The organism is Nocardioides sp. SRI_004 (assembly GCF_057586415.1).
Map to the genome: position 1 here is coordinate 1 of NZ_JBYCZV010000031.1, position 26,643 is coordinate 26,643.

A 26,643-nucleotide genomic window follows, 5' to 3' on the forward strand; every position below is an offset into this window, starting at 1 on the left:
AACATTCCAGTAGAGGCCACCCTCAGGGGTGGCCTCTACTGTCTTTTGCAGACACACTTCTCTCATCTCAATAGCGATCTCAACACGGAGCAGGTGCACGGACGTGACAGACCAGCGAGGACGCCGGGACGGCGGATCCCGGTCGGGCGGGCCCCGGCAGGGCCAGGGCGGTGACCCACGCAAGAGCAGCTCGTCGCGCGGCGACGGCAAGCCCCGCAGCAGCGGTGGCTCCGGTCGGGATCGCAAGCCCTTCGAGCGCAAGGACGGCGACAAGAAGCCGTACGAGCGCCGGGACGACAAGAAGTCCTTCGACCGGAAGGACGGAGACCGGCGGCCCGCCAGCGAGCGTGGCGGACAGCGCCGCGGCAAGCCGGCCGGCGGACAGGGCGAGCGCCGCATCGGTGGCGCGCCCGAGCAGCGCGAGCGCACCGTTGAGCAGGCGGTCTACGACGGTCCGCCGATCCCGGACGACATCACGGGCACCGAGCTGGATGCGTCCATCCGCGCCCAGCTGCGGAGCCTGCCGGAGAAGCTGGCGCTGCGCGTGTCGCGCCACCTCGCGGCGGCCGGACAGCTCGTCGACGACGACCCGGAGACGGCGTACAAGCACACGCTGGCGGCCAAGGCGCGCGCGGCGCGGATCGCCGTCGTGCGAGAGGCCGTTGGTGAGACTGCCTATGCGGCGGGTCACTACGCCGAGGCGCTGGCAGAGCTCCGCGCCGCGAAGCGGCTGAACGGAGCGACCGCGTACCTGCCGATCATGGCCGACTGCCACCGCGCGCTCGGGAACCCGACCCGTGCGCTCGAGCTGGCGAAGAGCCCCTCGGTCGCTCGCTTCCCCTCGGCCGCCAAGGCCGAGATGACCATCGTCGAGGCCGGGGCACGGCGCGACCTGGGCCAGATGGATGCCGCGCTGCGCACCCTCGAGGTGTCGCCGCTCAACAGCAAGAGCCGTGAGCCGTGGGTCGTGCGCCTGCGCTATGCCTACGCCGACACGCTCGAGGCGGCCGGCCGGCTCAACGACGCGCTCACCTGGTTCCACAAGACCAACGCGATCGACTCCGACGAGGTCACCGATGCCGCGGAGCGGGCCGAGTCGCTCGAGAAGCGGGTCGACCGCGGCTGACCGCGGGCGTGCTCACTCGCTCGTGGCGTCGTCCGCGACGTCGGGCCTGGCGCTGAAGGTCACGATGGCCTGCTCGACGCCGGCCGGCTGCGTGTCCCACCGCACGTCCTCGCGGTAGGCGACCCGCAGCTGGTCGACGACGGCGATCACCGGCTCGGCGGCCTCGAACCTCAGCACGAGCGAGTCGCCGCCGACCATGCGCTGCCCTGCGGGATCGATCAGCTCGGAGCAGAACTGCTCCGGTCCGGTCGTGACGCCGACGGTGCCCCGACGGCACAGCAGGGGAGTGATGGTGAGATCGGCGCTCGTGGTCGCGTGCACCTTCACTCCCGAGATCCGCAGGGTGCGGTCGAAGCCGTCGGGCGCACCGAACATGCCGACGTAGAGCGGGGTGCCGGCCACGCCGGGAGCGCTGATGGTCTTGTCGCTCGTCGGCAGCTCCTCGGGCGTCGTGGCGTACCAGGTGAACCAGCCGAGCAGGAGCAGGACGCCGGCACCGGCGAAGACGAACCGCCAGAACCTCGACTGCAATGAGATCCGGGGGAGCGGGGGCTTGCCGAGGTTGCCCGCGGACAGTCGCCGCGAGGGCTTCTCCGCCCGGCGCCGGCCCGGCTGGCGGGCGCTGTCGGTCGCGGTTCCCCCCTCGGTCATGGTCGAACCTTAGGACACCCCAGCGCGCGCCGTGTGCACCTGCCACACTCCTGCGCATGACTTTCCCGGCGGTGAAGATTCCGGAGCAGCCCAAGCGGCCCACGCTGGAGGGCAGCGTCGCCGTCCGCGACGGGCGCCGGCTCAGCTTCGCCGAGTACGGCTCGCCCCGCGGGCCGGCGCTCGTCTGGATGCACGGCACCCCGGGGGCGCGGCGCCAGATCCCGGTCGACGCACGGCAGTACGCCGAGGAGGCGGGCCTGCGGATCATCGGGATCGACCGTCCGGGCATCGGCTCGTCGACGCCGTACCTCTATCCCGACATCCTGGACTGGACCGAGGACCTGGCCCTCTTGCTCGACGCACTGGCGATCGACACCCTCGGCGTGGTCGGCCTGTCGGGCGGTGGTCCCTACGCGCTGGCTGCGGGCGCGGCTCTCCCGGGTCGGGTGCACAGCGTCGGGGTCCTCGGCGGTGTGGCGCCCACGCGCGGCCCGGACGCGGCGGACGGGGGCATCATCCAGCTCGCGGTCCACGCGGCACCCCTGCTCGCCGCGACCCGCGTCCCGCTCGGGATCGCGCTGACCGGCGCCATCCGCAGCGTCAAGCCGCTCGCGGGTCCCGCGTTGGACCTGTACGCCGCCGTGCAGCCGCCGGGGGACAAGAACCTGCTCGGGCGCCCGGAGTTCAAGGCGATGTTCCTCGACGACCTGCTCAACGGCAGCCGCTTCCAGACCTCGGCGCCGCTCTCGGACCTGATCCTGTTCACGCGGGAGTGGGGCTTCCTGCTCGAGGACGTGCAGGTGCCGGTGCGGTGGTGGCACGGCGACGACGACCACATCGTGCCGTTCCGCCACGGTGAGCACTGCGTCAGCAGGCTGCCCGACGCCACGATGACCGTCATCGACGGGGAGAGCCACCTCGGTGGGCTGGGCATCGCACAGCAGGTGATGGACGAGCTGATCGGCCTGGGTGCCGCCGGGGCCGTCGCCGAGTAGCCCAGGACACACGGCCCAATCACTGGTGTCGGCGTGTCCCATGGGCCACAATGGTCACCACAACCACACATTTGTCGCTCACGTGACGGTTGCTGCAACGCCATGACGACGACCACTTCCGAGGAGACCGCTGGGGAAGGCGTATCTCGCGCCGGAGGTAGGGAGAAGTCGAGGAGTTCGTGGTGACCGGAAGCATGAGTGCAACCAGGGGCGTGTTCTACGTCCACTCTGCGCCGTCCGCGCTGTGCCCTCACATCGAGTGGGCGGTGGGCGGCGTGCTCGGCGTACCCGTCAACCCGCACTGGACGCCGCAGCCCGCGCAGTCCGGCAGCTACCGCTGCGAGTTCTCGTGGAGTGGCAAGGTCGGCGCGGCCGCGGAGATGGCCTCCGCACTGCGCGGCTGGAACCACCTGCGGTTCGAGATCACCGAGGAGCCGACGTCGTCCACCGAGGGCGCCCGCTTCTCCTCGACCCCGGACCTCGGTGTCTTCCACGCCGTCACCGGCATCCACGGGGACATCATGATCCCCGAGGACCGGCTCAAGGCTGCGGTCGTGCGTGCCGCGCTCGGCGAGGTCACCCTCGAGAACGAGATCGACAAACTGCTCGGCAAGCCCTGGGACGACGAGCTCGAGACCTTCCGGCACGCCGGTGAGGGAGCTCCGGTCCGCTGGCTGCACCAGGTCGTCTGACCTGCCCCTGGCAAGGAAAAAACGAAGGGCCCGGCGCATCGCGCCGGGCCCTTCGTCCACCTCGTACGACGTCAGCTCGGCGTCCCGAAGATGACGGCCACGTTGGCACCGCCGAAACCGAAGGAGTTGTTCAGCGCAGCGACGTCGCCGAGTGGGAGGTCCCGGACCTTCGTCGCCACGTCGAGCTCGACCCGCGGATCCTGCTCGTCGAGGTTGATGGTGGGGGGAGCAGTGCGGTGGTGGAGCGCGAGCACGGTGGCCACGCCCTCGAGGGCGCCGGCGCCACCGAGGAGGTGACCGGTCATCGACTTGGTCGCCGAGACGACCAGGTCGTTGGCGGCCGAGCCGAGGACGGCGTGCAGCATCAGCGACTCCGCGACGTCACCCTGCGGGGTCGAGGTCGCGTGGGCGTTGACGTGGGCGATGTCCGACGGGGCGACCCCGGCGTCCTGCACGGCGAGCCGGATGGCGCGGGCGCCGCCGCGGCCGGCCGGGTCGGGCTGGGCGATGTCGTGGGCGTCGGCCGTGATGCCGGTGCCCAGCACCTCCGCGTAGATGCGGGCGCCGCGTGCCTTGGCGTGCTCGTAGGACTCGAGCACGAGCGCCCCAGCGCCCTCGCCGAGCACGAAGCCGTCACGACCGGTGTCGAACGGGCGGGAGACCGTGGTGGGGTCGCCGTCGTTCTTCGACAGCGCCATCATGTTCGCGAACGCCGCGATCGGGAGCGGGTGGATCGCCGCCTCCGTGCCGCCGGCGACGGCGACGTCGACCCGGCCGAGCCGGATCTGGTCGGCGGCGAGCGAGATGGCCTCGTTGCCGGACGCGCAGGCCGAGACGGGCGTGTTGACCGGTCCGCGAGCGCCGATCCGGAGGCTGATGGTGGCGGCCGGGGCGTTGGCCATCAGCATCGGGACCGCGATGGGGGAGACCCGGCGCGGACCCTTCTCCATCAGGACCTCGTGGTTGGACAGCAGCGTCTGCACGCCACCGATGCCGGAGGCGAAGGCGACGCCGAGGCGCTCGCTGTCGAGGTCGCCGGCCTCCTGGGCGGCGGCCAGGCCGGAGTCGGCCCACGCCTCGAGCGCCGCGACGAGCGCGAGCTGCGAGGAGCGGTCGAGCCGGCGGGCGACGACGCGGTCGAGGACCTCGGTGGGGTCCACGGCCGCGACGCCGCCGATGGTCACGGGGAGGCCGTCAGCGATGTCGCCGAGGTGACGAACCCCCGAACGACCGGCGAGGAGGCCCTCCCAGGTGCTGGCGACATCGCCGCCGAGCGGGCTGGTGGTGCCCAGGCCGGTGACGACGACACGGATGCGGGACATGGCTGTCGGTCTCCTTCGTGAGGGTCAGGCTTGCTGGGTCAGACGAGCTGGCTCAGGCGGCCTGGTTGCGCTCGATGTAGGCGACGGCGTCGCCGACGGTCTTGAGGTTCTTGACCTCGTCGTCGGGGATCGTGACGCCGAACTTCTCCTCGGCCTCGACCACGACCTCGACCATCGACAGCGAGTCGACGTCGAGGTCGTCGCTGAAGGACTTGTCGAGCTGGACGTCGTCGGCGGGGATGCCGGCGACCTCGTTGACGATGTCGGCGAGGGCGGCGCGGATCTCTTCGGTGCTCATCTTCTTCTCCAGGGTTGTTGGTGGAACTCGGGGCAAATCGTGGGTCGTGCCAGAGGGTCAGGGGACGGTGACGACCTGGGCGGCGTACGCCAGGCCGGCGCCGAAGGCGATGAGGAGCGCGAGGTCCCCGGACTTCGCCTCGCCGTCGGCGATCATGCGGTCGAGGGCGAGCGGGATCGAGGCGGCCGAGGTGTTGCCGGCGTCGATGATGTCGCGCGCGATGCGCACCGTGTCGGGCAGCCGGAGCGCACGGGCCATGGTGTCGGTGATCCGGTTGTTGGCCTGGTGGGGCACGAAGACGTCGAGCTGGTCGGCGGTGATGCCGGCGCGGTCGAGCGCCTGCTGGGCCACCTTGGCCATGCCGTACGACGCCCAGCGGAAGACCTCGTTGCCCTTCATCGACAGGTTGGGCATGCCGCCGCCCGCAGCGAGGACGTCGCGCCAGTCGGGCGTGCGGATGTGGTCGTAGTGCTCGCCGTCGGAGCCCCAGACGACCGGGCCGATGCCCGGGGTGTCGGACGGGCCCACGACGACGGCGCCGGCGCCGTCGGCGAAGATGAACGCCGTCCCGCGGTCGGTGGGGTCGGTGATGTCGGACAGCTTCTCGACGCCGATCACCAGGACGTGGCGGGCGCTGCCGCCGCGGATCATGTCGTTGGCCAGGGCGACCCCGTGGCAGAACCCGGCGCAGGCCGCGGAGATGTCGAACGCGGCCGGCTGCGCGGTGCCCAGCGCGTGCGCGATCGCCGTCGCGGCGGACGGGGTCTGGATCAGGTGGCTGATGGTCGCCACGATCACGGCGTCGACCTGTTGTGCGTCGATGCCGGCGGCGTCGAGCGCCTTCTGCGAGGCGGCGACAGCCATCGAGACGACGGTCTCGTCCTCGCCCGCGAAGCGACGGGTCTTGATGCCCGAGCGCTGCTGGATCCACTCGTCGCTGGAGTCGATGGCGTCGACGACCTCGGAGTTCGGCACGAGGCGGGACGGCCGGTAGGCACCCACGCCGAGGAAGGCAGCGTGGGTGGAACCGGTCTCGGTGCGGATCGTGGCGCTCATGCGGGCACGACCTCGGCCAGCGCGGCGTGCCGCTCGCAGAACTCGCGTGCCTCGTCGAGCTGCTCGGGCCCGTTGAGCGCGAACGTCTCGACCGTCATCCCGCGGTCGCGGAAGAAGCGCTTGGCGATCCCGGTCAGCGTGCCGGCGGGCGGCAGCTCGAGGAAGCCCGTCACGCCCAGCTCGGCCATGGCGTCCAGGCACAGGTCCCAGCGGACCGGGCGGGCGATCTGGCCGACGATCCGGTCGAGGACCACGGCGCCGTCGGTCAGCAGGGTGCCGTCGGAGTTGGTGATGAACGGGATCCGCGCGTCGTCCACGTCCACCGAGCCAGCGAGAGCGGCGACGTGCTCGACGGCCGGCGCCATGTGCGGGGAGTGGAACGCGCCGGCGACGGCGAGCGGCCGGAGCCGGGCGCCCTTCGGCGGGTTCTCCGCGAACGCCGCGAGCTGCTCGAGCGTGCCGGCGGCGACGATCTGACCGGGACCGTTGTCGTTGGCGGGCGTGAGTCCGTGGGCCTCGATCGCGGCGAGGACCTCGTCACGGTCGCCGCCCAGGGAGGCGGTCATGCCGGTCGGGGTCACCGCCGCGGCGTCGGCCATCGCCTGGCCTCGCTCGCGGACCAGGACCATCGCCTGCTCGGGGCTCAGGACGCCTGCGGCCACGGCGGCGCCGAACTCTCCGACGCTGTGGCCCGCGACAGCTGCGGCCGGCTGCGGGCCGAGCTGCTGGGCCGTGGCGAGGGCCGCGGCGACCAGGAGCGGCTGGGCGATCTTCGTGTCGCGGATCGTGTCGCCGTCGGCCTCGGTGCCGTAGTGGGCCAGGTCGAGACCGGAGACGGCCGAGAGCCAGCCGATGCGCGCGGCGAAGGCCGGGTCCTCCAGCCAGGCGGAGAGGAATCCGGGGGTCTGTGCCCCTTGTCCGGGGGCCACGATCACGAGCACGAGTCCAGCCTGCCGGGCGGGGCGGGGCACACGCGCCTGCGCCGCCGACGAAACTGGCCCCGCGGCGTTGTGGAACCCCTACAAGTTGATCGGCCGGCGGGTCTCCACCGCGCTGCCGCCTACAGTCCCGCCTGCCGGCCCAGGACGAGGGCGAGCTGGAGGACCAGCGCGTCGCGGGGGACCGAGGGCGTCAGGCCGGTCACGTCGCCGATCTGGCCGAGCCGGTAGCGCACCGTGTTGGCGTGCACGAAGAGCGCGCGCGAGGTGGCCTCGATGCCGCCGCCGTTGGCGAAGTAGGCGACCAGGGTCTCGACGAGCTCACCGCGGGCCTCGGCGAGGGGGCGGTACAGCTGCTCGACGGCGTCGACCCGGGCGGCGTCGTCGCCGGCCAGGATCCGCTCCGGGAGCAGGTCGTGGGCGGACACCGGGCGCGGGGCGTCGGGCCAGCCGACCGCAGCCCGCAGGGCACCCAGCGCGACGCGTGCCGACACGTGGGCGGTGGACAGGTCGGCGGCGGTCGGGCCGACCACCACGGGGCCCTCGCCGAACAGGCCCACCAGGGGGGCGGCGTCCTTCTCGGGGGTGCCGACACCGCCCAGGATCACGACGAGGAGGTGGCCCTGCACGGCGCAGAGGGCGTCGAGGCCGCGTTCGTGCGCCTCTCGTCGTACGGCGTCGAAGGCGCCGGTCTGCGCACCCGTGGCCTCGGCGGGGGCGGTTCCGACCACCACGGCCACGGCGCCACGCGCCGCCCAGCCGACCGCACTGGCCCGGGACAGCACCGACTCGTCCGTCTCGGCCCGCAGCACCGCGTCGACGACCAGCGCCTCGAGGCGGGCGTCCCACCGGCCCCGGACCTCGGCGGCGCGGGCGTAGACCTCGGCGGTGGCGAACGCGACCTCGCGCCCGTAGCGCAGGACGGCGGCGTGCACCTCCTCCATCACGTCGGGCTCCAGGAGCAGCTGGATGTTGCGCTCGACCTCGTCGATGGTCAGCTTGATCAGCTCGACGGTCTGGTGCAGGTCGACCACGCCGGCCATGGCTCGCGGCGCGGCGCCGAAGACCTGGATGACCACCTCGTCGTCGTCGGGGTCGGTGGCACCGCCCTCGGCGAACCAGTCGACGAAGCCCTTCACGCCGGCCTGCACGATCATCCCGACCCAGGAGCGCTCCTCGGCGCCGAGCTGGCGGAACCAGCTGAGGTCGGCCTCCATCCGCGCGACGGCCGCGGTGCTGAGCGACCCGGAGGCCGCGCGGAGCTGCCGGGTGGCGCTCTGGTGTGCCCTCGGTCCGGTCGGCGACATGGCACCAGCGTAGGGCTCACCCCGAGGCCCGCGGCCACCGGACGGATCCCGGCGGGTGGGTGTCGCGGCGAGCGGTCGGCGTGATTGAATCGTCCATCACCTGCTAGCAGGAGCAAGCGCCTGCTAGCTCGTCAGTGAGGGGGCCCCGCCATGGCGGAGAAGGCTGACCGCGCCGCGGCGATGCGCGACGACGTCCAGTACGTCACCATCCACGGCAAGAAGCGCGCCTTCGTGCTCAAGGGCAGCGGTCCCGCGCTCCTCCTGCTGCACGGCCTCGCCTGCGACCACACCACGTGGACCCCCGTGATCGACCAGCTGGCGAAGAAGTACACCGTGATCGCCCCCGACCTGCTGGGGCACGGCCTGTCCGACAAGCCGCGCGCCGACTACACCCTGGGCGGCTACGCCAACGGCATGCGCGACCTGCTCACCGTCCTCGGCATCGACAAGGTCACCGTCGTGGGGCACAGCTTCGGCGGGGGCGTGGCGATGCAGTTCGCCTACCAGTTCCCCGAGCGCACCCAGCGGGTCATGCTCGTGGCCACCGGCGGCCTCGGCCCCGAGGTGACCCCCCTGATCAAGCTGATCCAGGTCCCCGGCTGGTTCCGGGTGATGGGCGTGCTGACCCTGCCGGGCGTGCGCCACCTGGAGACCTTCGCGCTCCGCACTGCCCACGAGTACGGCGACGTGGGGCCGCTGCGCAAGGTCACCCGCGACCTCGACGAGGTCGCCGACATCGTCGAGTCGTGGAAGGACCGGCGCACCCGCTTCGCGATCCGTCACCTCGTGCGTGCGGTGATCGACTGGCGCGGCCAGATCGTCACCATGTCCGACCGGGCCTACCTCAGCGACGCGATGCCGATGGCCGTCGTGTGGGGCAGGGAGGACCAGGTCATCCCGGTCCGGCACGCCAGCAACGCCGCCGCCCTCGCGCCGGACGTCCGGGTGGAGGTGCTGCCCGACGCGGGGCACTTCCCGCACAAGGACCACCCGGAGGAGTTCGCGCGGATCCTGGACGACTTCGTCAGCTCGACCGAGCCGGCGTCGTACAACCGGGCGCGCTTCCGGCGGATGCTGAAGGCGGGCGGCTCGGCCCCCGCGAGCCCGGTGCCGACCCTCGAGGGCGCGCCGGAGCCGCAGGCGGCCACCTCCGCCTGACCGCGGGGCCCGGGGGTCTCGTGACGGTCGCTGCGCGACCTCCTCGACCACCGGGCTGCGCGACCTCCTCGACCACCGGGCTGCGCGACCTCCTCGACCACCGGGCTGCGCGACCTCCTCGACCACCGGGCTGCGCGACCGCCTCGACCACCGGGCTGCGCGACCTCCTCGACCACCGGGCTGAGCGACCTCCTCGACGATCGGGTGAGAGGTTCGGTCGCGGGGGTGAGCGGCAACCCCTGTCGCCACCGTGGTCGGATCGACTTGCCCTAAAAGTCGAGTAACTCTATGGTCTTTTAAGAGTCGGGGTGCCGACTCGACCGACCACGCACGAGGAGGGAACGACGCATGGCCACCACCCGGCTGATCTGCCGCCGCCACGTCGACCTCTGCCTGGTCTCCAGCGCGACCTGTCGCTGACCTCGTGATCCTCGCCTGACTCGCTCCGTCTCGGACACCCTCCGGGGTCGGTCAGGTCGATCCGTCGTCGGCAACGACGCCGACGAGGGCTCCTGCCCCCTGCCCGCACCGCGTGCCCGGCAGTACCGCCGCACGCACCCACCCGGAGGACGACATGTCCACGCCCCCTGCACGCCCACTCCACTTCGCCGCGTTCGTGATGAACACGACCGGCCACATCATCCAGGGCACCTGGCGCCGGCCGAGCGCCCGCCAGACCGACTTCAACGACCTCGAGCACTGGGTCGGCCTCGCGAAGACCCTCGAGCGCGGCAAGTTCGACGCGATCTTCTTCGCCGACGTCGTCGGCCTCTACGCGCCGTACCGCGGCGACGAGCGCCGCTACTTCGAGGCCGGCCTGCAGGTCCCGAGCAACGACCCGAGCGTGCTCGCCAGCGCGATCGCCTACGCCACCGAGCACCTCGGCATCGCCTACACGGCCTCGATCCTGCAGGAGCACCCGTTCAACTTCGCCCGGCGGGTCAGCACGCTCGACCACGCCAGCAAGGGCCGGGTGGCGTGGAACATCGTCACCAACTACCTGCCGAACGCCTCGCGCAACTTCGGGCTCGAGGGCCTGACGAAGCACGACGAGCGCTACGCGTGGGCCGACGAGTACGTCGACGTCACGTACAAGCTGTGGGAGGGCTCGTGGGAGGAGGACGCCCTCGTCCAGGACCGGGAGAGCGGCATCCACGCGCACTACGACAAGGTGCACCGGATCAACCACGAGGGCCCGCGCTACAAGGTCGAGGGCCCGCACCTGGTCAGCCCGAGCCCGCAGCGCACGCCCCTGCTGTTCCAGGCCGGCGCCTCCGAGGCCGGGCGCAGCTTCGCCGCCCGCAACGCCGAGGCGGTCTTCATCCAGGCGCCCACGCTCGAGGCCGCCGCCCGCGACACCGGCGACATCCGCAGCCGCGCGGTCGCCGAGGGCCGGCGGGCCGACGACCTCAAGTTCTTCCAGGGCCTGTACGTCGTCCCGGCGTCCACCGAGGAGGAGGCGCGCCGCAAGGCGGCGGAGCTCGACGAGTGGATCGACTACGACGCGCAGCTCTCGCACATGTCGGGTGCCGTCGGCGTCGACTTCGGGCACGACGACCTCGACACCCCGGTGGGGGAGATCCGGACCGAGGGGGTGCAGTCGATCGTCGGCTGGATCCACGACCTCGTGACCGACCGCCCGGCCACCCTGCGCGACGTCGCGCACTTCACCGCGACCAACAACCGCATCGTCGGCACGCCCGAGCAGATCGCGGACCGGCTGGCGGCCTGGCAGGCGGCCGGCGTCGACGGCGTCAACCTGGTCAACGCCGAGATCCCCGGCAGCTACGAGGAGTTCGTCGACCACGTCATCCCGACGCTCCAGGCCCGCGGGCTCGCGCAGACGGAGTACCGCGAGGGCACCTTGCGCGAGAAGCTCTTCGGCCGCGGCGACCGGCTGCCGGACCGGCACCCGGCGACCCGCTACCGCGGCGCCTTCGCCCCGGTCGGCGCCCGATGACGACGGGCACGGACCAGCCCAAGCGGCTGATCCTCAACCTGTTCGAGATGAACTGCGTCAGCCACATCACCCACGGGCTGTGGCGGCTGCCGGACAACAACCGCGAGCGGTTCAACGACATCGAGTACTGGACCGAGCTGGCGCGGCTGCTCGAGGACGGCGGCTTCGACGCGGTCTTCCTGGCCGACGTCGTGGGCACCTACGACGTCTTCCGCGGCAGTGCGGAGACCGCGGTGAGGCAGGGGCTGCAGATCCCGAACAACGACCCGGCGGTCGTCGTACCGGCGATGGCGGCGGTGACGAAGCACCTCGGGTTCGGGATCACGTTCTCCACGACCTACGAGCCGCCGTTCGCCTGGGCGCGACGGGCGAGCACGCTCGACCACCTCACCAAGGGGCGCGTCGGCTGGAACATCGTGACGTCGTACCTCCCGAACGCGGCACGCAACTTCGGCCTCGAGGGCGAGGTCGAGCACGACGAGCGCTTCGCCCGGGCCGACGAGTACCTCGACGTCCTCTACAAGCTGTGGGAGGGCTCCTGGGACGACGACGCGATCGTTGCCGACCGCGAGCACAACGTCTTCGCCGATCCCGCGAAGATCCGGCCGATCGACCACGACGGCACGTACTACAAGGTCGAGGGGCCGCACCTGCCGTCGCCGAGCCGGCAGCGCACGCCGCTGTTGATCACGGCGACCCAGTCCGACGCGGGCACCGCCTTCGCGGGCAAGCACGCCGAGGTCGTCTTCACCGGCGGTCCCGACCAGGCCGGCCTCGCGGCGACGGTGGCGCGGCTGAAGCAGGCCGCCGTCGACGCGGGCCGCGCTCCCGGTGACCTGAAGGTCGTCACCACCGCCGGGATCATCGTGGGAGCGACCGAGGAGGAGGCGCGGGTCAAGCTCGCCCGCTTCCAGGAGCTCTCCGACCCGGAGGGCTACCTGGCCCATGCCGGGCTGCCGTGGGACCCGACCGCGCACCCGGTGGACGCGAGGCTGGGCGAGCTCGCCGACAGCCGGGCCCACGGCCGCTGGCGCCGGATCGCGGACCCCGAGCAGACCGTCGGCGACTACCTCGCCGGCTTCGGCGACCTGAGCGCGCACCCGCTCTTCGCGGTCGGCACGCCCGACCAGGTCGCCGACGAGGTCGAGCGCTGGCTCGACGAGCTCGACATCGACGGCATCAACCTCCTCCAGTACCACACCTACGACACGGCGAAGGACTTCATCGAGCTCGTCGCCCCCGTGCTCCGCGAGCGCGGCCGCCTCCGGACGTCGTACGACGAGGGGGAGTCCCTGCGCGACCGCATCTTCGGCGAGGGCGACCGCCTCCCCGAGCGGCACTTCGGCGCGCGCTACCGCGGCGGCGCCCACCTGCCCAACCGGACCGGGATCTCGGACCCGGACCAGCTCACCGCATGACCAGCCATCACCACTCCCCGAGAAACCACGAAGGAACCACTCACATGACCAGTCCCACCACCCACCGCCGCCTCCGGATCGCTGCTGCGACCGCCGGCCTCGCGCTCGCCGGTCAGGGACTCACCGCCTGCGGTTCCGACACGGTGTCCGGCGCGGGGGACCGCGTCGAGGGCGGCACCATCACCTACGCCCACGTCCAGGAGCCGCCCTGCATCTTCGGCGGCTGGATCCAGCAGGCCTACATCTCCCGCCAGGTCCTCGACGGCCTGGTCACCCAGGACGAGGACGGCTCGGTGAAGCCGTGGCTGGCGACGGAGTGGAAGGTCTCCGAGGACGGGCTGACCTACACCTTCACGCTGAAGGACGGCGTGAAGTTCACCGACGGCACGCCGCTGGACGCCGCGGCGGTCGCCTACAACTTCGAGCAGTTCGAGAAGACCGACCTCAACGGCACGGCGAAGGTCTCCATCGACCCGTACTACAAGAAGGCCCGGGCGATCGACGCCACGCACGTGGAGATCGCGCTCAACAAGCCCTACCCCCAGTTCCTCACGCTCATCACCCAGGGCTACTTCGGGATCCAGTCGCCGAAGGCGCTGAAGACCCGCACGAAGGAGCAGAACTGCGAGCAGCCGATCGGCTCGGGTGCCTTCACCGTCGAGGAGTGGAAGAAGGGCGAGGAGGTCGTCTTCAAGAAGAACCCGGACTACACCTCCTGGCCGTCCACCGCGAAGCACGAGGGCCCGGCGTATGTCGACGAGCTGCGCTGGAAGTTCGTCGCCGACGGGGTCTCCCGCTACGCCTCGCTGACGACCGGACAGACGGACGTCATCTACGAGGTCCCGACGGTGAACTGGAAGGACGCGGAGCAGAAGTTCGACAACACGATCCGCTACATCACGCCGGGCAAGCCGGTGTCCTTCTACATCAACACGCAGCAGGGCATCTTCACCGACAAGCTCGTGCGCCAGGCGTTCGCCTACGGCGCCGACCGCAAGGGTGCCGTCGAGACCGGCTTCCACGGCGTGATCCCCTACGAGGGCAACCCGTCGGTCAGCCAGTCGACGCCCGACTACAACAGCGACGCCGCCGACGCGTACGCCTTCGACCAGGACAAGGCCAACGAGCTGCTCGACGAGGCCGGCTGGAGCGAGAAGAACGCCGACGGCGTGCGCACCAAGGGCGGGAGGACGCTGAGCGCCAAGCTCGTGTACGGCGCCGGGTTCATCTTCACCTCCGAGGGCGCCACCGTGCTGCAGGCCCTGCAGGAGCAGTGGAAGGAGGTCGGCTTCGACGTGAAGCTGGTCCCGGCCACGATGGCGGAGCTGTGGGGCGGGAAGTACTCCGACCCGTCGACCTTCGACGCGACGCCGTCGTACTGGACGAGCCCGAGCCCGGCGATCCTGTGGATCGTGTGGCGGCCGTCGACCGAGGCGCTGCCGAACTACAACAACCGCTCCTTCTACAACAACGAGGAGCTGTCCCGCACGATCCAGGCGGCCAACAGCGAGCTCGACCCCGCGAAGGCGACCGAGCTCTACAAGAAGGCGCAGCAGATCATCCAGGACGACGCCGCCGGCATCGGGCTCTACACCCAAAACACGACGATGGCCGTCGCCAACAACCTCAAGGACGTCTGGGTCGAGAAGAGCCAGGGCGAGCCGATCTTCTCCGATGCGTACTTCGTGGAGTGATGGCGGATGAAGATCCTGTTCCGGTTGCTCTCCGTCGTGGCCGTGCTCGTCGCGGCCGCCTCGGTGACCTTCTTCGCACAGCTGCTGGTGCCCGGTGACCGGGCCACCACGATCCTGAACCTGCAGAACGGGCGCGAGCAGGAGTGGACCGCTGCCGAGCTCGCACCCGTCAACGCGAAGTTCGGGTTCGACGACCCGCTCGCGCTGCAGTACCTGCACTACGTCGGCGGCCTGCTCAAGGGCGACCTGGGGACGTCGTACACGCAGTACCAGTCGGTGACCTCGGTGATCGGCGCCCAGATCGGGCCGAGCCTGGTCCTCACCGCGGCGGCGCTCGTCGTCGCGTGGGGGCTGGCGGTCGGGGTGACCCTGCTGACGGTCAAGCGGGGCCGGTTCGTGACCGGCCTCGGGTCGGGGTGGGAGACCTTCGCGGCCAGCCTGCCGACGTACTGGGTCGGCGTGGTGCTGCTCGTCGTGCTCGCGGTGAAGATCCCGGTCTTCCCGGTCATCGGGGGAAGCGGGGTGTGGGGCACCGTCCTGCCGGTCCTCACCCTCGCCATCCCGCTGGCCGGGTTCCTCGGCCAGGTGACGCGCGACGAGTTCGACAAGGTGCTGGACCAGCCGTTCGTGACCACCGCCCGCACCCGCGGGATGGGGGACACGGCCGTCCGGCTCCGGCACGGGTTGCGGCACGCCGTGCTGCCGGGGATCACCCTGTCCGGCTGGGCGCTCGGCGCCCTGATCTCGGGGGCGGTGATCGCGGAGAACATCTACGGCCGGCCCGGCATCGGGCAGGTCCTGGTGACCGCGGTCAACACCCGGGACGTGCCGACCGTGTCGGGCATCGTCCTCGTCGTCGCCGGCGTGTACGTCGTGGCGAACCTGCTCGTGGACCTCGCCTACGCGGCGGTCGACCCGCGGCTGCGCACCCACGCGAAGGCGGCGACGGCATGACGACCCTCGCACCGGCGCTGCGGGTCCCCGCGGCGCGACTGACCGGCCTGCGCGCCCGTCCCGGCACCCTCCTGGCGCTGGCGTTCGTCACCCTCGTCGTGGTCGCGGCCGTGGCGCCCGGCGTGCTCACCGACCGCAGCCCGACGGCGATCGAGTTCGGCAACGCCCTCGCCGCGCCGTCGTGGAGCCATCCGTTCGGGACCGACGAGGTCGGCCGCGACCTGCTCACCCGGGTCATCCACGGCTCCCGGCTCTCGCTCGGGATCGGCCTCGGCGCCACGGCGCTGGCGATGTCGATCGCGATCCTGCTCGGCTTCACGGCCGCGCTGGCGGGCGGGATCGTCGACACCGCGATCACCCGTGTGCTCGAGGTGGCCTTCGCCTTCCCGGCGCTGCTGCTGGCCCTGCTCCTCATCGCGATCTTCGGGCCGTCGGCCACCACCCAGGTCATCGCCGTGGGGATCGGGTCCGCCCCCGGCTACGCCCGGATGGTCCGCGGCCAGGTGCTGAACGTCCGGCAGGCCGGCTACATCGAGGCCGCCGCGGCGCTCGGCCACGGCCGGTGGACCGTGGTCCGCCGGCACCTCTTCCCCAACGCGATGCGGCCGCTCGTCGCCGTCGTCACCCTCGGTGTCGGCCAGTCGATCGTCTGGGCCTCCAGCCTGGCCTTCCTCGGCCTCGGGATCGCCCCGCCCAACCCCGAGTGGGGTGCCCTGCTCGACGCCGGGCGGCTCTACATCACCACGTCGTGGTGGCTGGAGATCCTGCCGGGCCTGGTGATCGTGCTCTTCGCGATCTCGGTCACCACCCTGGGCCGCACCCTGCAACGCCGACTCGAAGGAGCCAGCCGATGAGCATCGTCGAGACCAACACCCCCGCCGGTACGACGCCCGCGACCGCCGTCGCGCCCACCGCCCGCGCCGTGGAGGGTCCGGCGGCGCCGGTCCCGCTGCTCGAGGTGGAGGGCCTCCGGGTCTCCTTCGCGGGCAGGGAGGTGGTCAAGGGCATCTCGTTCACCGCCCACGCCGGCCGCTGCCTCGCGATCGTGGGGGAGTCGGGGTCCGGCAAGAGCGTCACGGCCCGCACCCTGGTCGGGTTGACCGGTCCGGGCGCGCAGGTCGAGGCCGACCGGCTCGAGCTCGGACCGCACGACCTGACCTCGCTGCGCGAGCGGCAGTGGCGCCGGATCCGCGGCAAGGAGGTCGGCTTCGTGCTCCAGGACGCCCTCGTGTCCCTCGACCAGCTCCGCAAGGTCGGCCACGAGGTGGCCGAGCCGTTGGCGGTGCACAAGGTCGGCGACCGGCGCTCCCGTGCGGCGAAGGCGATCGAGCTGCTGCGCGCCGTCGGGGTGCCGGAGCCCGAGGTCCGGGCCGCGCAACGTCCCTACGAGCTGTCCGGGGGCCTGCGGCAACGCGCGCTGATCGCGTCCGCGATCGCGCTCGACCCACCGCTGGTGATCGCGGACGAGCCCACCACGGCGCTCGACGTGACGGTCGGCGCCCAGGTCCTCGACCTGCTGGCCGAGTCGAAGGCGCGGGGCACGTCGATCATCCTGATCAGCCACGACCTCGCCGTCGTGGCCCGCCTCGCCGACGACGTCGCCGTGATGCAGGGCGGGGTGCTCGTCGAGCACGGGCCGGTCGAGGAGATCCTGCAGCGGCCGCAGCACCCGTACACGCAGGCGCTCCTGGACGCCGTACCGTCGGAGCACACGCGGGGCACCCGCCTGGTGCGGCCCGCGGACGGCGAGGAGAAGCCGGCGCGGACGAGGCGCCCGATCGACCGCGGTCGCCCGCTGATCGAGGCCCGGCACCTGGTGAAGGCCTTCCGCGGCCCGGACGGCAGGGACCGCGAGGTCGTGCGTGATGTGTCCTTCGAGGTGTTCGGCGGCGAGACGCTCGGGATCGTGGGGGAGTCGGGGTCCGGCAAGACGACCACGGCGCGGATCGCCCTCGCGCTCACGGCGCCCACCAGCGGCGAGGTGCTGCTGCGGGGCGAGCCCTGGTCGTCGCTGAGCCCCCGGCAGCGGCGGCCCGAGCGCAGCCGGATCGGCGTCGTCTACCAGGACCCGCTGAGCAGCTTCGACCCGCGCTGGAGCGTCGCGCGGATCCTCGCCGACGCCCTGTCCCGCGGACCGAACCCGCCGGAGAGCTCCCGCGAGGCGCGCTCGCGGTCGCGGGCCCTGCTGGAGCAGGTGGGCCTCGGCGCCGAGCACCTGAACGCCGCTCCGCTGCGGCTCTCCGGCGGCCAGCGGCAGCGGGTCGCGATCGCCCGGGCGCTCGCGCCGGAGCCCGACCTGATCGTCTGCGACGAGCCGGTCTCCGCGCTCGACGTCTCGGTGCAGGCGCAGGTGCTCGACCTGCTGACCGACCTGCAGGACGAGCTCGGTGTGACCTACCTGTTCATCTCCCACGACCTCGGCGTCATCCACCACATGTGCGACCGGGTCCTGGTGATGAAGGACGGCGAGGTCGTCGAGTCCGGCACCGCCGACGACGTGTTCGAGCGCCCGCAGCATCCCTACACGCAGCAGCTGCTCACGGCGCTCCCACGGCTGGAGACGACCCGGTGACCGCCCCCGGACCGGGTACGACGGACGCCGAGCTCTCCGCCCGCTTCGGCCCCGTCTTCGCGAAGATCGCCGAGGGCGCGGCCGAGCGGGAGGCGGACCGGACGCTGCCGTTCGAGCAGGTGGAGTGGCTGCGCGAGTCCGGCTTCGGCCGGATCCGGGTGCCCGTCGAGAACGGAGGCCTCGGCGCGACCCTGCCGCAGTACTTCCGCCAGCTCGTCGAGCTCGCCCGCGCCGACTCGAACCTCCCGCAGCTGCTGCGCGGCCACGCGGGCTTCGTCGAGACCCGGCTCACCCACCGCGACCCGGACGTGCGGGACCGGTGGCTGCGCCGGGTCGCCGCGGGTGTCCTCGTGGGCAATGCGCAGTCCGAGCAGGGCAACAGCTCGTTCTGGCAGAACGCCACGACGATCCGCCGCGAGGGGAGCGGATGGCTGCTCTCGGGCCGCAAGTTCTACTCCACCGGCAGCCTCTTCGCCGACTGGATCCACACCACGGCGACGGTCGACTCCGCCAACAGCGCCACCGTGCTGGTGCCGACCAGCGCGCAGGGTGTCCAGCGGATCGACGACTGGGACGGCTTCGGCCAGCGGCTCACCGGCAGCGGGACCACGATCTTCGAGGACGTCCCGATCCACCTCGACGACGTCGAGATCCACCCCAACGGTGACTTCAGCGGCAGCTACCTGCTGGCCTTCTTCCAGCTGGTGCACCTCGCCACGCTGGCCGGCATCGGCAAGGCCGCCGTCGACGCCGCCGTCGCGTTCGTGCGCCAGCGCGGCCGCAACTTCGCCAACCCGGCCTACCCGGACCCGGCGCAGGACCCGCAGGTCCAGCAGGTCGTCGGGCGCGTCCAGGGCAGGGCGTTCGCCGCCGAGGCCACGACGATCGCGGCGGCCGAGCGCGTGGAGGCGGCGTACCAGGTGCAGGTCGCGGGCGGGCCGGGCCCCGTCGGCACCGAGCCGTTCGACGAGGCGGACGCCGCGACCTTCGCGGCGCAGTCCGTCGTCATCGACACCGTGCTCGCCCTGGTGACCGAGCTGTTCGAGGTCGGCGGGTCCTCCGCGGTCACCGACCGTTTCCGGCTCGACCGGCACTGGCGCAACGCCCGCACCCTGGCCTCGCACAACCCGGCGATCTACCGGCAGACGATCGTCGGCGACCACCTGCTCAACGGCACGCCGCCCAGCGCGTGGATCTCGCGCAGCTGGGACGTCGTGAAGGCGCGGGGCCAGGGCGTGTCCTAGCAGTCCCTAGGCGTCGCCGCCTTCCTGCTTCACGCCGGCGACCGCGGTCGGGTCGTCGATGCGGTACTTCTCCAACGCGTCCTTGACCCGGCCCGGGTCGATCTCGCCGGCGTCGGCGAGGGCGGCGAGCGCCTGGACGACGACCGAGGGCGCGTCGACCTGGAAGAAGCGGCGGGCGGCGGGGCGGGTGTCCGCGAAGCCGAAGCCGTCGGCGCCGAGGACGCGGTAGTCGGCCGGCACCCACGGCGCGATCTGCAGCGGGACCGCGGTCATGTAGTCCGAGACCGCCACGACCGGGGCGTTGGCGTTGGCGCCCTCGCCCAGCGCTGCGGTGACGTACGCCGTCCGGTGGGCCTCGTCCGGGTGGAGGAGGTTCCACTTGCCGGTCTCGATGCCGTCGCGGGCCAGCTCGTTCCACGACGTGACCGACCAGGTCTCGGCCTGGACGCCCCAGTCCTCGCTCAGCATCCGGGCCGCCTCGTCGATCCACGGGAAGCCGACGCCGGAGGCCAGCAGCCGGACCCGCGGGCCCTCCGCGTCGCCGCCCGGGGAGGAGACCCGGTACATCCCCTTGAGCAGGCCCGCGACGTCGAGGCCCTCGGGCTCGGCGGGCTGGGCGACCGGCTCGTTGTAGACGGTGATGTAGAAGATGACGTCCTCGCCGAGCGGGTGCGCCTCGCTCGTGCCGTACATCCGCTCCAGGCCCGAGCGCATGATGTGCCCGACCTCGTAGCCGAAGGCCGGGTCGTAGTGCACGACCGCCGGGTTGGTCGCCGCGATCAGGGGCGAGTGGCCGTCGGCGTGCTGCAGGCCCTCGCCGGTCAGCGTGGTGCGGCCGGCGGTGGCGCCGACGAGGAAGCCGCGCGCCAGCTGGTCGGCCATCGCCCAGATCGAGTCGCCCGTGCGCTGGAAGCCGAACATCGAGTAGAAGATGTAGAACGGGATCATCGCCTCGCCGTGGGTCGAGTACGACGACCCGGCGGCGATCGCGGACGCCATCGCGCCGGCCTCGGAGATGCCCTCGTGGAGCATCTGGCCCTGCGGCGACATCTTGTACTGCAGCAGCATGTTGCGGTCGACCGACTCGTAGGTCTGGCCGGCCGGGTCGTAGACCTTGGCCGACGGGAACATCGAGTCCATGCCGAAGGTGCGGTACTCGTCGGGCGCGATCGGGACGATCCGCTTGCCGATCTCGGGGTCCTTCATCCAGTCGCGGAGCAGCCGGACGGCAGCCATCGTGGTGGCGACCTTGTGGTTGCCGGCGCCCTTCTTGAGCTCGGCGTACATCTCGTCGCCGGGGAGCTTCGGGGCCTTCGCCCGCACCACCCGGCGGGGCAGCGAGCCACCGAGCTGGCGGCGGCGCTCCATCATGTACTCGATCTCGGGGGAGTCCGCGCCCGGGTGGAAGAAGGGTGCCGTGCCGGTCGACTCGTAGGCCGTCTCGAGGTCGCGGTCGCTGATCGGCAGGTAGAGCCGGTCGCGGAACTTCTTGAGGTCGTCCTTGGTCAGCTTCTTCATCTGGTGGGTGGCGTTCTTGCCCTCCAGGGCGTCGATCGTCCAGCCCTTCACCGTGTGGGCGAGGATCACCGTCGGCTGGCCGACGTGCTTGGTCGCGGCGTCGAAGGCGGCGTACACCTTGCGGTAGTCGTGGCCCCCGCGCGGCAGCTTCTCGATCTGCCGGTCGGTCATGTGCTCGACCATCGCGCGCAGGCGCGGGTCGGGGCCGAAGAAGTGCTCGCGGTTGTAGGCGCCGGACTCGACGGAGAAGGTCTGGAAGGCGCCGTCGGGCGTGGTGTTCATCTTGTTGACGAGCACGCCGTCGACGTCGCGGGCGAGCAGGGCGTCCCACTCGCGGCCCCACACGACCTTGATGACGTTCCAGCCGGCACCGCGGAAGTTGGCCTCGAGCTCCTGGATGATCTTGCCGTTGCCGGTGACCGGGCCGTCGAGCTGCTGCAGGTTGCAGTTGATGACCCAGGTGAGGTTGTCGAGCTCCTCGCGGGCCGCGATCCGGATCGCGCCGAGCGACTCCGGCTCGGCCATCTCGCCGTCGCCGAGGAAGGCCCAGACGTGCTGCTGGCTGGTGTCCTTGATGCCGCGGTTGTGCAGGTAGCGGTTGAAGCGCGCCTGGTAGATCGAGTTGATGCCGGTCAGGCCCATCGAGACCGTCGGGAACTCCCAGAAGTCCGGCATCAGCCGCGGGTGCGGGTACGACGGCAGGCCGGCCCCGCGCCCGTGCTGGACCTCCTGGCGGAACCGGAACAGCTGCTCCTCGGTGAGCCGGCCCTCGAGGAACGCGCGCGCGTAGATGCCGGGGGAGGCGTGGCCCTGGATGAACAGCTGGTCGCCGCCACCGGGGTGGTCCTTGCCCTTGAAGAAGTGGTTGAAGCCGACCTCGTACAGGCTCGCCGAGGACTGGTAGGTGGCGATGTGGCCGCCGACCTCCAGCCCCTTGCGGTTGGCCGAGGAGACGGTGACCGCGGCGTTCCAGCGGATGAACGCGCGGATCCGGCGCTCGACGTCCTCGTCACCGGGGAACCACGGCTCGCGCTCCGGCGGGATCGTGTTGATGTAGTCGGTGCTGCGCAGCGCCGGGACACCCACCTGCTTCTGGCGCGCGCTCTCCAGCAGCCGCAGCATCACGTAGCGGGCGCGCTCGCGACCGCGCTCGTCGACGAGGGCGGTGAAGGAGTCGATCCAGTCCTGGGTCTCCTCCGGATCGATGTCCGGGAGCTGGGTCGGGAGGCCCTCGTGGATGACCGAGGCGGGGCGGACGGCCGGGGTCGGGCCGGGGGCTGTGGCATCGGGGGTGTCGGAGGTCACGCAGCCATCCTTGCACCGGAGATCCAGCCGGGGAATCTACTCGGGAGTAGACCTTCGGAGGGCCGGACTGGAGCGTGAGGGTTGCGCCCCGCCCCCCGACTCCGCTGGACTAGGGCCAGTCCCCGCACCGGGCGGGGCCTTCGTCGTACCCCGAGCACCCTGGAGGATGCACCGTGACTTCGACCGCCCCTGGCGGCACCACCCCGACCGGACCCGCCGAGCGGATGGGCCTCAAGCCGGGGTTGGTGGTCCAGGAACTCGGCTGGGACAACGACACCGACGACGACCTCCGCGTCGCGATCGAGGACGCGATCGACGGCGACATGGTCGACGGCGACTACGGCAACGTGGTCGACGCCGTCGTGCTGTGGTGGCGCGACGACGACGGCGACCTCGTCGACGGCCTGGTCGACTCGTTGACCGACCTCGTCGGGGGCGGCGTGATCTGGCTGCTCACCCCGAAGATCGGGCGCCCCGGAGCGGTCGACGCCGCCGACATCGCCGAGGCCGCGCCCATCGCCGGCCTCGCGCAGACGACGGCGGCGACGGTCAGCAAGGACTGGGCGGCGACCCGTCTGGTCGCCCCCAAGTCGATCAGCTGAACGCCGCGGATCGGCGGGGCCATACGTGAGGGCATGTCCGGCGGTTCCATGGCGGCGTCCGGACCGCCCAGCACGCACGCTGGCGGCGTTGCCGACGCTCGAAAGACGCCCGGTCTGGGAGCGCGTCGGCGCCTTGCCATCGCACGCACTGGACGGCCCGGCCATCCGCCGAGAACCGCCGGACATACCCTAGGCCCATGGGGAAGATCGCCAGCCGGGTCAAGGACGCCGGAACCAGCCTGAAGATCCTGACCGAGTCGGGCATCGTCCGTCCCTACTCGCCGGTGGTGCTCGGTGGCATGGCCAACGCCCTGCGGCAGTGGAGCACCACGCCCGCCGGCGGCTTCAAGACCATCGCGCTGCGGATGCCGACGCAGGTCGCGATCATCGACGAGCGCGGCTCGCTCACCTTCGGCGAGCTCCAGGAGCGCACCAACGCGCTCGCCCACGGCCTGCGCGCCCGCGGCGTGAAGCCCGGCGACGGCGTGGCCGTCATGTGCCGCAACCACCGCGGCTTCATCGAAGCGTCCATCGCGATCAGCAAGCTCGGCGCCGACGTCCTCTACCTCAACACCGCCTTCGCCGGCCCGCAGCTGGCCGACGTCATCGCGCGTGAGAAGCCGCGCGTCGTCGTCCACGACGAGGAGTTCACCGGGCTGCTCGCCACGGCCGACATCGCCGACCGCGTGCTCGGCTGGACCGACGGCGAGGCCGGCGACGACAGCCTCGAGGGCATCATCGCCGCCGCGACGAAGGCCGGGCAGACCGGCGACCTCAAGGCCCCGAGCAGCAAGGGCCGCACGATCATCCTGACCTCCGGCACGACCGGTACGCCGAAGGGCGCGCCCCGTCCCCAGGGCGGCCTGCCCGCGGCGATCTCGCTGCTGTCGCGGATGCCGCTGAAGAGCGGCTGGAAGTGCCACGTCGCCGCGCCGCTCTTCCACACCTGGGGCTTCGCGCACTACCAGCTCGCGATGATGCTGGGCACCACGCTCGTGCTGACCCGCAAGTTCGACCCCGAGGGCGCGCTCAAGGTCCTCCACGACGAGGAGTGCGACTCCTTCGCCGTCATCCCGGTGATGCTGCAGCGCATCCTCGCGCTCCCCGAGGAGACCCTCGACAAGTGCCCGCTGCCCGCGCTGAAGGCCGTCGCGTCCTCCGGGTCCGCGCTGCCCGGCGACCTGCCGATCCAGTGGATGGACCGCTACGGCGACAACCTCTACTCCATCTACGGCTCGACCGAGGTCGCCTGGGCGTCCATCGCCGACCCGAAGGACCTGCGCGAGGCCCCCGGCTGCGCCGGCCGCCTGCCGCACCAGACCGTCGTCCGCATCCTCGACGCCGACGGCCGCGAGGTGCCGACGGGGGAGTCCGGCCGGATCTTCGTCGGCAACTCCCTGCAGATCGAGGGCTACACCGGCGGTGGCGGCAAGGAGATGATCGACGGCCTCATGTCCTCCGGGGACGTCGGCCGCTTCGACGCCGACGGACGCCTGTACGTCGAGGGCCGCGACGACGAGATGATCGTCTCCGGCGGCGAGAACGTCTTCCCGAAGGAGGTCGAGGACTGCATCGCCACCCACGACCGGGTCGCCGAGGTCGCGGCCATCGGTGTCGACGACGACGACTTCGGCAAGCGGCTGCGCGCCTTCGTCGTGCGGGTCCCCGAGGCCGAGCCGGTCAGCGCCGACGAGCTGAAGGACCTGGTCAAGGCCAACCTCGCCCGCTACAAGGTGCCGCGCGAGATCGTGTTCCTCGACGAGCTGCCCCGCAACGCCACCGGCAAGGTGCTCAAGCGCGAGCTCGCCGCGCTCGAGCCCGACGCGTGAGGCCCGGCGTGCGCCCCGACGCTCGACCCGACGCCGCGGGATCGGGCGCCGCGACCGGCATCGAGCTCGGCGCGATCGCCCCCGACTTCACCCTGCGCGACCAGTTCGGGCAGGACATCACCCTGTCGTCGTACCGGGGGAGGAAGGCGGTCGCCCTCGTCTTCTACCCCTACGCCTTCAGCGGCGTGTGCACCGGGGAGATGGGCGGCATCCGAACCCGGCTCGACGAGTTCCTGACCTTCGACACCGAGGTCCTGGCGATCTCCTGCGACCCGGTCTACGCGCTGCGCGCGTTCAGCGACGCCGACGGGCTGAACTTCACCCTGCTCAGCGACTTCTGGCCGCACGGGGAGGTCACCCGCGCCTACGGGGTGTTCGACGAGCGCGCCGGCTGCCCCGAGCGGTCGTCGTACGTCATCGACAAGGAGGGGCGGCTCACCTGGGCCGTCCACCACCCCAAGCCGGCCGCCCGGAGCCTCGACGACCTGCTCGCCGCGCTGCGCGCCGCGAGTGATGGATAGTTCGCTCGGTCGGACCGCCTAGTCCATCTGGGTCATTTTTCAACCAAATCCACCGCAGCCCTTGGAAGGCCGGAAGGTGGCCGCTAGAGTTCTACTCGTTGAACCGCTGGTGACCCGAGACGCCGGCGGTTCAACTCATTTTTGCGCGAGCGCGTCGTCCCATCGACGACGACCGCACAGACCCTTCGGGCCTGCGGGCCGCCGTCGATGCGGCTGCGCCGCGTGGACGCCGCGCTGCCGCGCTCGCGGTTGGCTTCCGTAGGTGGTTGTGTCCGCCTGGCGGCAAGACGTGGCATGGGGGCGCGAGCGCGTCGTCTCATTCTTTGCGCGAGCGCGTCTTCGCCTCGTGAGGTGGCGGCAAGCCGCCAGGCGGCGGCTCTCGCCGCGCTGCCGCGCTCGCGGTTGGCTTCCGTAGGTGGTTGTGTCCGCCTGGCGGCAAGACGTGGCATGGGGGCGCGAGCGCGTCTTCGCCTCGTGAGGTGGCGGCAAGCCGCCAGGCGGCGGCTCTCGCCGCGCTGCCGCGCTCGCGGTTGGCTTCCGTCGGTGGCGCGTGGGGCCGCCGGTTCGGTGGGGTGGGGGCGGCTTCGGTAGGCTGATCCGCGCTTCTGGGGCGTATAGCTCAGCGGTAGAGCCCCTCGCTTACAACGAGGTGGTCGGGGGTTCGATCCCCTCTGCGCCCACCCGGTCCGGTCCGGCCGGTGCGGCGCGTCAGTCGGTGACGCGCAGGCCCGCGATCCCGTGGCGCCCGCAGGCCAGGCCGAGGGCGACGATCCAGCCGACGACGGTCCAGCCGAGGGCGACGTTGAGGACGCCGATCGCGCCGGCGTTGGCCTTGCCGCGGGTGGTCGCGACCGCCCACGGCAGCAGGTAGCCGCAGGTCGTGGCGGCGGCCAGCCAGGTCAGCGCGACCCGGCGCAGGCGGCGGCGCTGACGGTCGCTGACGAGCTCGAGGTACATGCCCGCACCGTAGACGGCCGGCGTCGTGCTGTCAGGCCGCCTCCTCGATACGCCCGGGGGGTGTGCAACGTCGGGTTGTGGATACCGGGGGACCGGGTGGTCGTCACGCCGACTCGGCAGCGTGACGACCGGAGGAGGGAGTGCAGGCCGCACATGCTCGCGGGACGCCGCGAGAGAGGCCGGCACTCCCTTGCCTGGTCTTCGGGGGCCAGCCCGTTCAGCACCCATCAGCGGTCATCCGCACGTCCACTCCTGGAGCTCCCATGTCCGAGACATTCCGGCGACCCTTCGTGCCCGCGGGCCGTGCACCAGCGGTACGGCGCATCGCGCTGTCCCTGCCCGGGGCCGTCCTGGCCCTCGTCGTCCTCTCCACCACCCCGGCACACGCCGATCCGGATGCCCCTCCCGGGGCGGGACGGTCCGGCGAGGCGCCGGCGCAGACCGGGTCGCTGCCCGCGCCGGAGCACGCCGCGGCGCACGACGCGATCACGCGAGACTCCGCGCCGGGAGAGCACCCCGGCCCGCC

Annotated in this window: 23 protein-coding genes and 1 tRNA gene; 16 read left to right on the top strand and 8 right to left on the bottom strand. The window is 71.8% G+C overall.

The window, feature by feature from the left end; translation table 11 throughout:
- The first annotated feature begins 103 nt into the window (after window positions 1-103).
- Window positions 104-1,126 carry a tetratricopeptide repeat protein gene (locus AC2YHB_RS25060; protein WP_179647438.1) on the top strand — a complete coding sequence of 341 codons (1,023 nt, stop codon included), beginning with the start codon at window positions 104-106 and terminating at the stop codon, window positions 1,124-1,126.
- A gap of 12 nt (window positions 1,127-1,138) precedes the next feature.
- Here the strand turns inward: AC2YHB_RS25060 and AC2YHB_RS25065 are convergent, their stop codons facing one another.
- Window positions 1,139-1,777, bottom strand: coding sequence for a flagellar basal body-associated FliL family protein (locus AC2YHB_RS25065; RefSeq protein WP_487354819.1), 639 nt, complete (start codon window positions 1,775-1,777; stop codon window positions 1,139-1,141).
- A 56-nt stretch (window positions 1,778-1,833) separates the two neighbouring features.
- Between AC2YHB_RS25065 and AC2YHB_RS25070 the strand changes: the two genes are divergently transcribed.
- Window positions 1,834-2,772 carry an alpha/beta fold hydrolase gene (locus AC2YHB_RS25070; protein WP_207006198.1) on the top strand — a complete coding sequence of 313 codons (939 nt, stop codon included), beginning with the start codon at window positions 1,834-1,836 and terminating at the stop codon, window positions 2,770-2,772.
- A 194-nt stretch (window positions 2,773-2,966) separates the two neighbouring features.
- A complete protein-coding gene (locus AC2YHB_RS25075) occupies window positions 2,967-3,464 on the top strand; it encodes a DUF3145 domain-containing protein (protein WP_036545093.1) in 498 nt (165 codons plus the stop codon).
- Window positions 3,465-3,535: 71 nt separating this feature from the next.
- Here AC2YHB_RS25075 and fabF read toward each other — a convergent pair whose 3' ends face one another.
- From fabF to AC2YHB_RS25100, 5 genes are all read right to left on the bottom strand, one after another.
- A complete protein-coding gene (gene fabF / locus AC2YHB_RS25080) occupies window positions 3,536-4,786 on the bottom strand; it encodes a beta-ketoacyl-ACP synthase II (RefSeq protein WP_036544443.1) in 1,251 nt (416 codons plus the stop codon).
- A 52-nt stretch (window positions 4,787-4,838) separates the two neighbouring features.
- Window positions 4,839-5,084: an acyl carrier protein gene (locus AC2YHB_RS25085; protein WP_036544446.1), complete on the bottom strand. Its 246-nt coding sequence runs from the start codon at window positions 5,082-5,084 to the stop codon at window positions 4,839-4,841.
- Window positions 5,085-5,141: 57 nt separating this feature from the next.
- Complete coding sequence (locus tag AC2YHB_RS25090; protein WP_487354820.1) at window positions 5,142-6,140, bottom strand: beta-ketoacyl-ACP synthase III; 999 nt, start codon at window positions 6,138-6,140, stop codon at window positions 5,142-5,144.
- A complete protein-coding gene (locus AC2YHB_RS25095) occupies window positions 6,137-7,081 on the bottom strand; it encodes an ACP S-malonyltransferase (protein WP_487354821.1) in 945 nt (314 codons plus the stop codon). Before AC2YHB_RS25095 ends, AC2YHB_RS25090 begins: the two co-directional genes overlap by 4 nt.
- Window positions 7,082-7,200: 119 nt before the next feature.
- The gene (locus AC2YHB_RS25100; protein ID WP_179647433.1) at window positions 7,201-8,385 is read right to left on the bottom strand and encodes a PucR family transcriptional regulator; all 1,185 of its coding nucleotides are present in this window, start codon (window positions 8,383-8,385) and stop codon (window positions 7,201-7,203) included.
- 150 nt (window positions 8,386-8,535) lie between these two features.
- Here AC2YHB_RS25100 and AC2YHB_RS25105 point away from each other — a divergent pair, with 150 nt between their 5' ends.
- From AC2YHB_RS25105 to AC2YHB_RS25140, 8 genes are all read left to right on the top strand, one after another.
- Window positions 8,536-9,543, top strand: coding sequence for an alpha/beta fold hydrolase (locus tag AC2YHB_RS25105; protein WP_487354822.1), 1,008 nt, complete (start codon window positions 8,536-8,538; stop codon window positions 9,541-9,543).
- A 574-nt stretch (window positions 9,544-10,117) separates the two neighbouring features.
- Window positions 10,118-11,503 (top strand): LLM class flavin-dependent oxidoreductase, encoded by a 1,386-nt coding sequence (locus AC2YHB_RS25110; protein WP_487354823.1) that lies wholly within the window; start codon window positions 10,118-10,120, stop codon window positions 11,501-11,503.
- Entirely contained in the window at window positions 11,500-12,921 is a 1,422-nt protein-coding gene (locus AC2YHB_RS25115) for an NtaA/DmoA family FMN-dependent monooxygenase (protein WP_487354824.1), read from the top strand. Before AC2YHB_RS25110 ends, AC2YHB_RS25115 begins: the two co-directional genes overlap by 4 nt.
- Window positions 12,922-12,965: 44 nt before the next feature.
- Entirely contained in the window at window positions 12,966-14,615 is a 1,650-nt protein-coding gene (locus tag AC2YHB_RS25120; protein WP_207006193.1) for an ABC transporter substrate-binding protein, read from the top strand.
- 6 nt (window positions 14,616-14,621) lie between these two features.
- Window positions 14,622-15,569 (top strand): ABC transporter permease, encoded by a 948-nt coding sequence (locus AC2YHB_RS25125; RefSeq protein WP_179647429.1) that lies wholly within the window; start codon window positions 14,622-14,624, stop codon window positions 15,567-15,569.
- Entirely contained in the window at window positions 15,566-16,423 is an 858-nt protein-coding gene (locus tag AC2YHB_RS25130; protein WP_036544460.1) for an ABC transporter permease, read from the top strand. The genes AC2YHB_RS25125 and AC2YHB_RS25130 overlap by 4 nt, the downstream gene beginning before the upstream one ends.
- Window positions 16,420-18,141, top strand: coding sequence for a dipeptide ABC transporter ATP-binding protein (locus AC2YHB_RS25135; protein ID WP_487354825.1), 1,722 nt, complete (start codon window positions 16,420-16,422; stop codon window positions 18,139-18,141). The genes AC2YHB_RS25130 and AC2YHB_RS25135 overlap by 4 nt, the downstream gene beginning before the upstream one ends.
- Window positions 18,138-19,385: an acyl-CoA dehydrogenase family protein gene (locus AC2YHB_RS25140; protein WP_487354826.1), complete on the top strand. Its 1,248-nt coding sequence runs from the start codon at window positions 18,138-18,140 to the stop codon at window positions 19,383-19,385. Before AC2YHB_RS25135 ends, AC2YHB_RS25140 begins: the two co-directional genes overlap by 4 nt.
- Before the next feature lie 6 nt (window positions 19,386-19,391).
- Here AC2YHB_RS25140 and aceE read toward each other — a convergent pair whose 3' ends face one another.
- Window positions 19,392-22,208 carry a pyruvate dehydrogenase (acetyl-transferring), homodimeric type gene (gene aceE, locus AC2YHB_RS25145; RefSeq protein ID WP_179647426.1) on the bottom strand — a complete coding sequence of 939 codons (2,817 nt, stop codon included), beginning with the start codon at window positions 22,206-22,208 and terminating at the stop codon, window positions 19,392-19,394.
- A 173-nt stretch (window positions 22,209-22,381) separates the two neighbouring features.
- On the opposite strand from aceE, the gene AC2YHB_RS25150 reads away from it, so the two are divergent.
- The 4 genes from AC2YHB_RS25150 (at window position 22,382) to AC2YHB_RS25165 (ending at window position 25,840) form a co-directional block, all read left to right on the top strand.
- Window positions 22,382-22,810, top strand: coding sequence for a DUF3052 domain-containing protein (locus AC2YHB_RS25150; RefSeq protein WP_373366941.1), 429 nt, complete (start codon window positions 22,382-22,384; stop codon window positions 22,808-22,810).
- A 197-nt stretch (window positions 22,811-23,007) separates the two neighbouring features.
- Entirely contained in the window at window positions 23,008-24,639 is a 1,632-nt protein-coding gene (locus AC2YHB_RS25155) for an AMP-binding protein (RefSeq protein ID WP_487354827.1), read from the top strand.
- Window positions 24,640-24,647: 8 nt separating this feature from the next.
- Window positions 24,648-25,160, top strand: a complete 513-nt coding sequence (locus AC2YHB_RS25160; protein WP_487354828.1) for a peroxiredoxin — start codon at window positions 24,648-24,650, stop codon at window positions 25,158-25,160.
- Window positions 25,161-25,768: 608 nt separating this feature from the next.
- A tRNA-Val gene (locus AC2YHB_RS25165) sits at window positions 25,769-25,840 on the top strand.
- 28 nt (window positions 25,841-25,868) lie between these two features.
- Here the strand turns inward: AC2YHB_RS25165 and AC2YHB_RS25170 are convergent.
- The gene (locus AC2YHB_RS25170) at window positions 25,869-26,117 is read right to left on the bottom strand and encodes a superinfection immunity protein (protein WP_487354829.1); all 249 of its coding nucleotides are present in this window, start codon (window positions 26,115-26,117) and stop codon (window positions 25,869-25,871) included.
- A gap of 263 nt (window positions 26,118-26,380) precedes the next feature.
- Here AC2YHB_RS25170 and AC2YHB_RS25175 point away from each other — a divergent pair.
- The coding region (locus AC2YHB_RS25175) for a hypothetical protein (RefSeq protein ID WP_487354830.1) at window positions 26,381-26,643 on the top strand (263 nt) is incomplete at its 3' end.

Excerpts from the sequence above, each read along its gene's own strand:
- AC2YHB_RS25110 (WP_487354823.1), top strand. The coding sequence starts at position 10,118 with ATGTCCACGCCCCCTGCACGCCCACTCCACTTCGCCGCGTTCGTGATG.
- AC2YHB_RS25065 (WP_487354819.1), bottom strand. The coding sequence starts at position 1,777 with ATGACCGAGGGGGGAACCGCGACCGACAGCGCCCGCCAGCCGGGCCGG.
- fabF (WP_036544443.1), bottom strand. The coding sequence starts at position 4,786 with ATGTCCCGCATCCGTGTCGTCGTCACCGGCCTGGGCACCACCAGCCCG.
- AC2YHB_RS25085 (WP_036544446.1), bottom strand. The coding sequence starts at position 5,084 with ATGAGCACCGAAGAGATCCGCGCCGCCCTCGCCGACATCGTCAACGAG.
- AC2YHB_RS25090 (WP_487354820.1), bottom strand. The coding sequence starts at position 6,140 with ATGAGCGCCACGATCCGCACCGAGACCGGTTCCACCCACGCTGCCTTC.
- AC2YHB_RS25155 (WP_487354827.1), top strand. The coding sequence starts at position 23,008 with ATGGGGAAGATCGCCAGCCGGGTCAAGGACGCCGGAACCAGCCTGAAG.
- AC2YHB_RS25130 (WP_036544460.1), top strand. The coding sequence starts at position 15,566 with ATGACGACCCTCGCACCGGCGCTGCGGGTCCCCGCGGCGCGACTGACC.
- AC2YHB_RS25135 (WP_487354825.1), top strand. The coding sequence starts at position 16,420 with ATGAGCATCGTCGAGACCAACACCCCCGCCGGTACGACGCCCGCGACC.
- AC2YHB_RS25105 (WP_487354822.1), top strand. The coding sequence starts at position 8,536 with ATGGCGGAGAAGGCTGACCGCGCCGCGGCGATGCGCGACGACGTCCAG.
- AC2YHB_RS25075 (WP_036545093.1), top strand. The coding sequence starts at position 2,967 with ATGAGTGCAACCAGGGGCGTGTTCTACGTCCACTCTGCGCCGTCCGCG.
- AC2YHB_RS25100 (WP_179647433.1), bottom strand. The coding sequence starts at position 8,385 with ATGTCGCCGACCGGACCGAGGGCACACCAGAGCGCCACCCGGCAGCTC.
- AC2YHB_RS25115 (WP_487354824.1), top strand. The coding sequence starts at position 11,500 with ATGACGACGGGCACGGACCAGCCCAAGCGGCTGATCCTCAACCTGTTC.
- AC2YHB_RS25120 (WP_207006193.1), top strand. The coding sequence starts at position 12,966 with ATGACCAGTCCCACCACCCACCGCCGCCTCCGGATCGCTGCTGCGACC.
- AC2YHB_RS25170 (WP_487354829.1), bottom strand. The coding sequence starts at position 26,117 with ATGTACCTCGAGCTCGTCAGCGACCGTCAGCGCCGCCGCCTGCGCCGG.
- AC2YHB_RS25070 (WP_207006198.1), top strand. The coding sequence starts at position 1,834 with ATGACTTTCCCGGCGGTGAAGATTCCGGAGCAGCCCAAGCGGCCCACG.
- AC2YHB_RS25125 (WP_179647429.1), top strand. The coding sequence starts at position 14,622 with ATGAAGATCCTGTTCCGGTTGCTCTCCGTCGTGGCCGTGCTCGTCGCG.